Origin of the sequence: Vogesella mureinivorans (assembly GCF_007644035.1) — a bacterium.
In the GTDB taxonomy this organism is placed as follows: domain Bacteria; phylum Pseudomonadota; class Gammaproteobacteria; order Burkholderiales; family Chromobacteriaceae; genus Vogesella; species Vogesella mureinivorans.
Genome location: NZ_VMTV02001005.1, coordinates 1 through 275, shown reverse-complemented (window position 1 = coordinate 275; position 275 = coordinate 1). Strand labels below are relative to the sequence as shown.

The 275-nt window shown below is 65.1% G+C and carries 1 protein-coding gene; it reads left to right on the top strand.

What is annotated here, in order from left to right; translation table 11 throughout:
- Nucleotides 1-47 precede the first annotated feature (47 nt).
- A partial coding sequence (locus FLQ44_RS22455; RefSeq protein ID WP_147696144.1) for a division plane positioning ATPase MipZ occupies nt 48-275 on the top strand: 228 nt, incomplete at its 3' end.

Here is a 275-nt window from a genome sequence, read left to right as displayed (position 1 = left end):
ATCCTCGTGACACGCCGCCCTAGCGAGGGCCAGAAAGGAATGCACGCGTGAGCCAGGCTGCCGCCCATCGAATCGTCTTCGCCAACGAGAAGGGCGGAACCGGCAAGTCCACCACCGCCGTTCACGTTGCTGTCGCGCTGGCTTACCGCGGCGCCAAGGTCGCGGCGATCGATCTCGATCCACGCCAGCGCACCCTCTATCGCTATTTCGAGAACAGGCAGGAAACCGCCGCGCGGCGAAGCATTGCGCTGCCGACCGCGAGGTTCGAGGTCTTC